Genomic DNA, 9845 nt, shown 5'->3' on the forward strand with positions numbered 1-9845 from the left:
TTCCGCCGTACCCGACTGGAGGCCCCGTGGCAGACGAGAGCGATCTCGACAAGACCGAAGCCGCCACTCCCAGGCGCCTCGAGAAGGCGCGTGAGGAGGGGCAGGTCGCGCGTTCGCGCGAGCTGGCTTCGTTCGCGTTGCTCGCGGCCGGGTTCTACGGCACGTGGCTGCTCGCGGGCCCGTCGGGCGGGCATCTGCAGGCGATGCTGCGCGGCGCGTTCACGTTCGATCGCGCGACCGCGTTCGACACGAGCCGGATGCTGTCGGCGGCCGGCAGCGCGAGCCTCGAAGGCTTCGCCGCGCTGCTGCCGATCCTCGCGCTCACCGGCGTTGCCGCGCTGCTCGCGCCGATGGCGCTCGGCGGCTGGCTGATCTCGTCGAAGACGTTCGAGCTGAAGTTCGACCGCCTGAACCCGATCTCGGGCCTCGGCCGGATCTTCTCGATCCAGGGGCCGATCCAGCTCGGGATGTCGTTCGCGAAGACGCTGGTCGTCGGCGGCATCGGCGGCATCGCGATCTGGCGCAGCAAGGACGAGCTGCTCGCCCTCGCGACGCAGCCGCTGCGCGTGGCGCTGCCCGATGCGCTGCACCTGATCGCCGTGTGCTGCGGCACGACGGTCGCCGGGATGCTGGTGGTCGCCGCACTCGATGTGCCTTACCAAATCTGGCAGTACAACAAGAAGTTGCGCATGACGAAGGAAGAAGTGAAGCGCGAGCATCGCGAGAACGAAGGCGATCCGCACGTGAAGGGGCGGATCCGCCAGCAGCAGCGTGCGATCGCGCGCCGCCGGATGATGGCGGCCGTGCCGAAGGCCGACGTGGTCGTGACGAACCCGACGCACTTCGCCGTCGCGCTGCAATACACGGACGGCGAGATGCGCGCGCCGAAGGTCGTCGCGAAGGGCGTGAACCTCGTCGCCGCGCGCATCCGCGAACTCGCGGCCGAACACAACGTGCCGCTGCTCGAAGCGCCGCCGCTCGCGCGTGCGCTGTATCACAACGTCGAACTCGAACGCGAGATTCCCGGCTCGCTGTACTCGGCCGTCGCCGAAGTGCTCGCGTGGGTCTACCAGCTCAAGCGCTTCCGTTCGGAAGGCGGCGCGTTCCCGGCGATGCCGGTCGATCTGGAGGTGCCGGCCGACCTCGACAAAGGCGCGTCGGTGTCCGCCGACGATGAACGCGAAGAGCAGGAAGACGCGCTCGGCAAGGGAGGTACGGCATGAGCACCCCAACCGGCCTGTTCGCGAAGCGCCCGAACCCGTTCGCGGGCACGAACCTGCGCGCACTCGCGGGCCCGATCCTCATCTGCATGATTTTGGGGATGATGATCCTGCCGCTGCCGCCGATGCTGCTGGATCTGCTGTTCACGTTCAACATCGCGCTGTCCGTGATGGTGCTGCTCGTCAGCATGTACACGATGAAGCCGCTCGACTTCGCGGCGTTCCCGAGCGTGCTGCTGTTCTCGACGCTCCTGCGCCTGTCGCTGAACGTCGCCTCGACGCGCGTCGTGCTGCTCGAAGGCCACACGGGCCCGGACGCGGCCGGCCAGGTGATCGAGGCGTTCGGCCACTTCCTGGTCGGCGGCAACTTCGCGGTCGGCATCGTCGTGTTCGTGATCCTGATGATCATCAACTTCATGGTGATCACGAAGGGCGCGGGGCGGATCGCCGAAGTGTCCGCGCGCTTCACGCTCGACGCGATGCCCGGCAAGCAGATGGCGATCGACGCCGACCTGAACGCGGGCCTCATCAACGAAGAGCAGGCGCGCAAGCGCCGCCTGGCCGTGTCGCAGGAAGCCGAGTTCTACGGGTCGATGGACGGCGCGTCGAAGTTCGTGCGCGGCGACGCGATCGCCGGCCTGATCATCATGGCGATCAACGTGATCGGCGGGCTGATCGTCGGGATGGTCCAGCACGACATGACGTTCGCGGCTGCCGGCACGAACTACACGCTGCTGACGATCGGCGACGGCCTCGTCGCGCAGATCCCGTCGCTGGTGATCTCCACCGCGGCCGGCGTGATCGTGTCGCGCGTCGCGACCGACGAGGACATCGGCACGCAGATCACCGGCCAGCTGTTCACGAACCCGCGCGTGCTGAACATCACCGGCGCGATCATCGTGCTGATGGGGCTGATCCCGGGCATGCCGCACTTCGCGTTCCTCGCCCTCGGCGGCGGCGCGATCTGGCTGGCCCGCACGCAGACCAAGCGCGCGGCGGCCCGCAAGGCGGCCGGCGACCTGACCGACATCGCGCCGCCCGCGGTGCTGCCGTCGGACAGCCACGAGGCGACCTGGGACGACGTGCAGCTGATCGACCCGCTCGGCCTCGAAGTCGGTTACCGCCTGATCCCGCTCGTCGACAAGAACAGCGACGGCGAACTGCTCAAGCGCATCAAGAGCATCCGCAAGAAATTCGCGCAGGAAATCGGCTTCCTGCCACCGGTGATCCATATCCGCGACAACCTCGAGCTGCGGCCGAACGCGTACCGGATCGCGCTGAAGGGCGTCGAGATCGGTGTCGGCGAAGTGTTCCCGGGCCAGTGGCTCGCGATCAACCCCGGCCAGGTGACGGCCGCGCTGCCGGGCGCCGTCACGCAGGATCCCGCGTTCGGGCTGCCGGCCGTGTGGATCGACGTCGCGATGCGCGAGCAGGCGCAGGTATACGGCTACACGGTGGTCGACGCGAGCACGGTCGTCGCGACGCACCTGAACCATCTGGTCGTCCAGCACGCGGCCGAGCTGCTCGGCCGCCAGGAAGTGCAGTCGCTCATCGAGCGCACCGGCAAGGATGCGCCGTCGCTCGTCGAGGACCTCGTGCCGAAGACGATCTCGCTGACGACGCTGCAGAAGGTGCTGCAGAACCTGCTCGAGGAAGGCGTGCCGATCCGCGACATGCGCACGATTCTCGAAGCCGTGTCCGAACACGCGGGCCGCGGCGACGCGTTCGAGATCACGGCCGCCGTGCGGCTGTCGCTCGGCCGCGCGATCACGCAGCAGTGGTATCCGGGCGCCGGCGAGATGCAGGTGATGGGCCTCGACTCGAATCTGGAGCGCGTGCTGTCGCAGGCGCTCGCCACCGGCGCGAACCCGGGCCTCGAACCCGGCCTCGCGCACAACCTTCTGACCGGCACGCAACAGGCGATGCTGCGTCAACAGAATCTCGGGCTGCCGCCCGTGCTGCTGGTGCAGCACGCGCTGCGCGCGATGCTCGCGCGTTTCCTGCGCCGCAGCCTGCCGCAATTGAAAGTGCTGTCGTATGCCGAAGTGCCGGACACACGCACGATCAAAGTCGTTAACGTCATCGGGGGTTCCGCTTGAACATTCGCAAATTCACCGGCGCAACGAGCCGCGACGCACTTCGTCTGGTGCGCGAGGCGCTCGGCGCCGACGCGGTCGTGCTGTCGAACCGCACGCTCGATGACGGCAGCGTGGAAATCGTCGCCCTGGCAGATTCGGACCTGGCCGCCGTGACCCCGCCGGCCGCGGCACGCCCGCGCATCGCCGCGTCGCGCCCGCCGGAATCGGTGCCGGCTGCCGCCGTGCCGGGCATCGTGTCGCGCCCGGGCGCGCCGCTGGCCCGCCCGACGGTCAATCCGTATGCGGCAGGCGAAGGCGGGTTGCCGGACGTGTTCTCGTCGATGTTCGGTGCAAGTGCCGACGCGGACGAGGCGACGGCGCAACCTTCGGCGCTCGATGACGAAGCGCCGGCCGCGGCAGCGCCGTCCTCCGCCGCCCCCGCACCGGCCGCCACCTCTGAACCCGCGCCGTGGCTCGTCGAGCACGCGAAGCGCCTGACGCAGCAGCGCGACGCGCTGATGGCGCGTGCGCAGGCGACGCCCGCCGCGCCGCAAGCGAGCGCGCCTGCCCCGCAGGCCGCCGCGAGCGCGACGCCGCCCAACTGGGCGCGCGACATCGTGCGCGAGGCCGAACGCCGGATGCCGGCCGCCGCCCCCCGCGCCCCCGACACGAACACGAGCGCCGCGCATGCCGCGAAGGCGGCCGAGCGCACGCGCCTGTCCGCCGACGCGGCCGCCGCGGTGGCCGATGCCGTGAAGTCGCGCATCGAGCGGATCGTCAACGATACGGTGATGCAGGAGCTCGGCGAACTGCGCGGGATGATGGCAGAGCAGTTCGACAGCCTGATGTGGCACGACCGCCAGCGTCGCAGCGCCGTGCATGGCGCGCTGACGAAGCACCTGTTCGCGGCCGGCTTCTCCGCGCAGCTCGTGCGGATGCTGGTCGACAACATGCCGGCGGCCGACGGCGCGCAGACCTTCGAACAGGCCGCCGAATGGGCGCAATCGGTGCTCGCGTCGAACCTGCCGGTGCTCGAAAGCGAAGATGCGCTGATGGAGCGCGGCGGCGTGTTCGCGCTGATGGGGCCGACGGGCGTCGGCAAGACGACCACCACCGCGAAGCTGGCCGCGCGTTGCGTGATGCGCTTCGGCGCGAGCAAGGTCGCGCTGCTGACCACCGACAGCTACCGGATCGGCGGCCACGAGCAGCTGCGCATCTTCGGCAAGATCCTCGGCGTGCCCGTGCACGCGGTGAAGGATGCGGGCGACCTCGCGCTCGCGCTGTCCGAGCTGCGCAACAAGCACATCGTGCTGATCGACACGATCGGCATGAGCCAGCGCGACCGCGCGGTATCCGACCAGATCGCGATGCTGCACGGGGCGAACGCGCCGGTGCAGCGCCTGCTGCTGCTCAACGCGACCAGCCACGGCGACACGCTCAACGAAGTCGTGCAGGCGTACCGCAGCGCGGGCGAGCATCCGGACCTGGCCGGCTGCATCCTCACGAAGCTCGACGAGGCGACCCACCTCGGCGGCGTGCTCGACACGGTGATCCGCTACAAGCTGCCGATCCATTACGTGTCGACCGGCCAGAAAGTGCCGGAGAACCTGTACGTCGCGTCGACCAAATTCCTGCTGAAGAGCGCGTTCTGTGTACCGCGTGACGGCTCGCCCTTCGTGCCGCAAGACGAGGACATGCCGACGCTGCTTTCCGCACTGACCGCACGTTCCACCGCCGAGCTTCACGAGGTGCGATTTGGATAAACGAATCATCGACCAGGCCGAAGGGCTGCGGCGCCTGCTGGCCGGGCGCGCGTCACGCATCGTCGCGGTGGCGGGCGGGCCGGCGGGGGTCGGCTGCACGTCCACCGTCGTGAACCTGGCGACGGCGCTCGCGTCGCTCGGCAAGGATGTGCTCGTCGTCGACGAGCGTGCCGACGTGCATTCGGCCAGCGCGACGCTGGCGGGCGCGTGGCTGCGCGACGGCGAGCGCACGCGGGTCGCGGCCGGCTTCGGCCTGTGCGCCGCGGCGCGGCTCGCGCGCACCGGCTACACCGACGCGCAGCTGAGCGATTTCATCGACGGCCCGGCCGACATCGTCCTCGTCGACGCGCAGCTCGGCGCCGACGGTTCGTTCTCGGCGCTCGCCCGCGAAGCGCACGACGTGCTGGTCGTCACGCGGGTCGCCGCGCAGGCGATCACCGAGGCGTATGCGTGCATGAAGCGGCTGCATTTCGCGCATGCGTTCGCGCAGTTCCGCGTGCTGACCAATCACGTCGGCAGCCACGCGGACGCGAAGACGGCGTTCGACAACCTCGCGGGCGTCGCGAGCCGCTACCTGACGGTGTCGATCGCCGACGCGGGCTGCGTGAGCGCCGATCCGCTCGTCGAGCATGCGCGCGAGCTGACGCGTGCCGCGGTCGACGCGTTCCCGTCGTCGCCCGCCGCGCGTGACTACCGGCAGATTGCCGCCGACCTGCTGTACTGGCCGATGCGCCCGCGCTCGGGTGCGGGCCGTGCCGTGCACGCGGGCGGCAAGCCGTCGTATGAGGCGGGCGCGGCACACGCCGCGTGAGCGCCACCGGAAGGAGAGAGCCATGATGTACAACGCTCAAGGAAAGATGTCCCAGGCCGACGTGCTCGCGCAATATGCGCCGCTCGTGCGACGCCTCGGGCTGCAGCTCGTCGCGAAGATGCCGGCGAGCGTCGACCTCGACGACCTGATCCAGGCCGGCATGATCGGCCTGATGGACGCGGCCGGCCGCTACAAGGAAGACCAGGGCGCGCAGTTCGAGACCTACGCGACCCAGCGTATCCGCGGCGCGATGCTCGACGAGCTGCGCAGCAACGACTGGCTGCCGCGCAGCCTGCGCAAGACGTCGCGCGAGGTCGAGCACGCGGTGCACCAGGTCGAGCAGCATCTCGGCCGCTCGGCGAGCGAGACCGAGATCGCGCAGCACCTGAACATGCCGCTCGACGAATACCAGGGGATGCTGCAGGACCTGCACGGCAGCCAGCTGATCTACTACGAGGATTTCGACCGCGCGGCCGACGACGAGCCGTTCCTCGACCGCTACCGCGTCGATCACGCCGATCCGCTGTCGGCGCTGCTCGACGAGCACCTGCGCGAAGCGCTCGTCGAGGCGATCGAGCGGCTGCCGGAGCGCGAGAAGCTGCTGATGTCGCTGTACTACGAACGGGGTCTGAATCTGCGCGAAATCGGCGCGGTGCTCGAAGTGAGCGAATCGCGGGTGTGCCAGCTGCACAGCCAGGCGGTTGCGCGCCTGCGTGCCCGGCTGCGCGAACAGGCGTGGGTCGGCGCGGAGTCCTGACCCTTTACTGACGGCCGCGCGCGCCGACGCCGCGCGCGTGTGCCGGGTGCGCGTCGTGTATGTGCAGGCTTGCGCATTCTGCGCGCCGATTTGCTACAATCCTCTCCGCTTTCCGAGGAGCGTTGCGACGGACCACCCTGCGTCCGCCAGGCTCGGAAGGCTTCACCAAGCAGTCGTGCGGCACAACCGCGTCGGCCCCGCTTCCTGAACGGCGCTCACGTCACCAATCTAGAAACTTTTTAGAAAGGAGGGCGTGATGAACGCCATTATCGATTCCAAAGCTTCCAACGATTACGTCGTCGCCGACATGGCGCTGGCCGGCTGGGGCCGCAAGGAACTGAACATCGCCGAGACCGAAATGCCGGGCCTCGTGCAGATCCGTGACGAATACAAGGCGCAGCAGCCGCTGAAGGGCGCGCGCATTGCCGGTTCGCTGCACATGACGATCCAGACGGGCGTGCTGATCGAGACGCTGAAGGCGCTCGGCGCGGACGTCCGCTGGGCCTCGTGCAACATCTTCTCGACGCAGGACCACGCCGCTGCCGCGATCGTCGAAGCCGGCACGCCGGTGTTCGCGTTCAAGGGCGAATCGCTCGACGAATACTGGGAGTTCTCGCACCGCATCTTCGAATGGCCGAACGGCGAGTTCGCGAACATGATCCTGGACGACGGCGGCGACGCAACGCTGCTGCTGATCCTCGGCGCGAAGGCCGAGAAGGATCGTTCGGTGATCGCGAAGCCGACCAACGAGGAAGAAGTCGCGCTGTACAAGTCGATCGCGCAGCACCTCGACGCGGATCCGACCTGGTACTCGACGCGCCTCGCGCACATCAAGGGCGTGACCGAAGAAACCACGACCGGCGTGCACCGCCTGTACCAGATGGAAAAGGACGGCCGCCTGCCGTTCCCGGCGTTCAACGTGAACGATTCGGTCACCAAGTCGAAGTTCGACAACCTGTACGGCTGCCGTGAATCGCTGGTCGACGGCATCAAGCGCGCGACCGACGTGATGATCGCGGGCAAGGTCGCGGTCGTCGCGGGCTACGGCGACGTGGGCAAGGGCTGCGCGCAGTCGCTGCGCGGCCTGGGCGCGACCGTGTGGGTCACCGAAATCGACCCGATCTGCGCACTGCAGGCGGCGATGGAAGGCTACCGCGTCGTGACGATGGAATACGCGGCCGACAAGGCCGACATCTTCGTGACGGCTACCGGCAACTACCACGTGATCAACCACGATCACATGAAGGCGATGCGCCACAACGCGATCGTCTGCAACATCGGCCACTTCGACTCGGAAATCGACGTTGCGTCGACCCGCCAGTACCAGTGGGAAAACATCAAGCCGCAGGTCGACCACATCATCTTCCCGGACGGCAAGCGCGTGATCCTGCTGGCGGAAGGCCGCCTCGTGAACCTCGGCTGCGCGACCGGCCACCCGTCGTTCGTGATGTCGAACTCGTTCGCGAACCAGACGCTCGCGCAGATCGAGCTGTTCGTGCGCGGCAACGAGTACGAGAACAAGGTGTACGTGCTGCCGAAGCACCTCGATGAAAAGGTTGCGCGCCTGCACCTCGCGCGCATCGGCGCGAACCTGTCCGTGCTGTCGGACGAGCAGGCTTCGTACATCGGCGTGCAGAAGGACGGCCCGTTCAAGCCGAACCACTACCGCTACTGATCCGATGCGCCGCTGCCGCGGTGCCGGACGCGCGTCACCCGCGCACCCGGTACGGCGGCACGGCGCGGGATCGCCGGCTGCCGCGGCGCGCCTACGGGCACCCGCGGCAGCCGGCGGCGGCCACTGATCGTACCGATCGACAACCGAACCGGAGCACTCCATGAGCGTCATCCTCACCTGGGTCATCAACGCGCTCGCGCTGCTGATCATCACCTACCTCGTGCCGTCGATCCACATCAAGAGCTTCGGCACGGCGCTGATCATCGCGGTCGTGCTCGGCCTGATCAACACGGTGATCCGTCCGGTGCTGATCCTGCTGACGCTGCCCGTCACGATCGTCACGCTCGGGGTGTTCATCCTCGTCGTGAACGCGTTGTGCTTCTGGTTCGCGTCGTCGCTGCTGAAGGGCTTCGAGGTGTCGGGCTTCTGGTCCGCATTCTTCGGTTCGATCCTGTACAGCATCGTGTCGTGGCTGCTGTCCGCCCTGATCTTCGGTCAGCGCGACATCGGCTGACGCCCCAGGGCCTGTTCCCTCAGAATCATGAAACCGATCGAACTCTCGTTTGAATTCTTCCCGCCGAAGACGGCGGAAGGCGTCGAGAAGCTGCGCGCCACGCGTGCGCAGCTGCTGCCGCTGAAGCCGAAATTCGTGTCCTGCACGTTCGGCGCCGGCGGTTCGACGCAGCAGGGCACGCTCGATACGGTGCTCGACATGCAGAAGGACGGCCTCGAGGCCGCGCCGCACCTGTCGTGCATCGGTTCGTCGCGCGACAGCCTGCGCGCGATCCTCGACCAGTACCGCTCGTACGGCATCCGCCACATCGTCGCGCTGCGGGGCGACCTGCCGTCGGGGATGGGCGAAGTCGGCGAACTGCGCTATGCGTCGGAGCTCGTCAGCTTCATCCGTGCCGAACACGGCGACTGGTTCCACATCGAGGTGGCCGGCTATCCGGAGTACCACCCGCAGGCGCGCTCGCCGAAGGCCGATCTCGAGAATTTCGCGCGCAAGGTGAAAGCCGGCGCGAATTCCGCGATCACGCAGTACTTCTTCAACGCCGATGCGTATTTCCGCTTCGTCGACGATGCGCGCAAGCTGGGCGTGGAGGTGCCGATCGTGCCGGGCATCATGCCGATCACGAACTTCTCGCAGCTGATGCGCTTCTCCGAGATGTGCGGCGCCGAAGTGCCGCGCTGGGTCGCGCGCCGGCTCGAGAGCTTCGGCGACGATCGCGAGTCGATCCGCGCGTTCGGCGCGGACGTCGTCACGAGCCTGTGCCAGCGTCTGGTCGACGCGGGCGTGCCGGGTCTGCATTTCTATACGCTGAACACGGCGGCCGCGACGCGGACGATCTGTGAACGGCTCGTCATGTAAGCGCGCTCACGCGATTGCATGCGTCAAAGCCCCGCCGGTTGTGTGAACTGACCCCGTAAAGTTGGACGGGTTATGACGGCTAGGGCTGAGTTCTGTATTGCACGGGACTCAGCCCTTTTAGTTTCAGTTTGATGCGGTCGTGATTGTAGTAGTGGATGTAGCTTGCCAA

9 protein-coding genes and 1 riboswitch are annotated in these 9845 nt (G+C 67.8%); of the genes, 8 read left to right on the top strand and 1 reads right to left on the bottom strand.

Going from position 1 to position 9845, the window contains the following annotated elements:
• The first annotated feature begins 26 nt into the window (after positions 1–26).
• The 8 genes from flhB (at position 27) to metF (ending at position 9676) form a co-directional block, all read left to right on the top strand.
• Positions 27–1223, top strand: coding sequence for a flagellar biosynthesis protein FlhB (gene flhB / locus QZM35_RS31145; protein WP_089424244.1), 1197 nt, complete (start codon positions 27–29; stop codon positions 1221–1223).
• Positions 1220–3319 (top strand): flagellar biosynthesis protein FlhA, encoded by a 2100-nt coding sequence (gene flhA / locus QZM35_RS31150; RefSeq protein ID WP_089424245.1) that lies wholly within the window; start codon positions 1220–1222, stop codon positions 3317–3319. The genes flhB and flhA overlap by 4 nt, the downstream gene beginning before the upstream one ends.
• Positions 3316–5061 (top strand): flagellar biosynthesis protein FlhF, encoded by a 1746-nt coding sequence (flhF, locus tag QZM35_RS31155; protein WP_301777430.1) that lies wholly within the window; start codon positions 3316–3318, stop codon positions 5059–5061. Before flhA ends, flhF begins: the two co-directional genes overlap by 4 nt.
• Positions 5054–5872: a MinD/ParA family protein gene (locus QZM35_RS31160; protein ID WP_174976287.1), complete on the top strand. Its 819-nt coding sequence runs from the start codon at positions 5054–5056 to the stop codon at positions 5870–5872. Before flhF ends, QZM35_RS31160 begins: the two co-directional genes overlap by 8 nt.
• A 22-nt stretch (positions 5873–5894) precedes the next feature.
• On the top strand, positions 5895–6629 hold the full coding sequence (locus QZM35_RS31165) for an RNA polymerase sigma factor FliA (RefSeq protein WP_006484033.1): 735 nt from the start codon (positions 5895–5897) through the stop codon (positions 6627–6629).
• A gap of 108 nt (positions 6630–6737) precedes the next feature.
• Positions 6738–6853: riboswitch (S-adenosyl-L-homocysteine riboswitch) on the top strand.
• A 32-nt stretch (positions 6854–6885) separates the two neighbouring features.
• Positions 6886–8304 carry an adenosylhomocysteinase gene (gene ahcY, locus QZM35_RS31170; RefSeq protein WP_069246874.1) on the top strand — a complete coding sequence of 473 codons (1419 nt, stop codon included), beginning with the start codon at positions 6886–6888 and terminating at the stop codon, positions 8302–8304.
• Positions 8305–8464: 160 nt separating this feature from the next.
• Positions 8465–8818 (top strand): phage holin family protein, encoded by a 354-nt coding sequence (locus tag QZM35_RS31175; RefSeq protein WP_006477367.1) that lies wholly within the window; start codon positions 8465–8467, stop codon positions 8816–8818.
• 27 nt (positions 8819–8845) lie between these two features.
• Positions 8846–9676: a methylenetetrahydrofolate reductase [NAD(P)H] gene (gene metF / locus QZM35_RS31180; protein WP_089424248.1), complete on the top strand. Its 831-nt coding sequence runs from the start codon at positions 8846–8848 to the stop codon at positions 9674–9676.
• Between the two features lie 79 nt (positions 9677–9755).
• Here metF and QZM35_RS31185 read toward each other — a convergent pair.
• Positions 9756–9845: IS3 family transposase (locus tag QZM35_RS31185; RefSeq protein WP_301777433.1), on the bottom strand; the 90-nt coding region annotated here is incomplete at its 5' end.

It is taken from the genome of Burkholderia sp. AU45274, from assembly GCF_030482505.1.
GTDB lineage: Bacteria > Pseudomonadota > Gammaproteobacteria > Burkholderiales > Burkholderiaceae > Burkholderia.

Coding starts and splice junctions, on each gene's coding strand:
- ahcY (WP_069246874.1), top strand. CDS start 6,886: ATGAACGCCATTATCGATTCCAAAGCTTCCAACGATTACGTCGTCGCC.
- QZM35_RS31165 (WP_006484033.1), top strand. CDS start 5,895: ATGATGTACAACGCTCAAGGAAAGATGTCCCAGGCCGACGTGCTCGCG.
- QZM35_RS31175 (WP_006477367.1), top strand. CDS start 8,465: ATGAGCGTCATCCTCACCTGGGTCATCAACGCGCTCGCGCTGCTGATC.
- flhA (WP_089424245.1), top strand. CDS start 1,220: ATGAGCACCCCAACCGGCCTGTTCGCGAAGCGCCCGAACCCGTTCGCG.
- metF (WP_089424248.1), top strand. CDS start 8,846: ATGAAACCGATCGAACTCTCGTTTGAATTCTTCCCGCCGAAGACGGCG.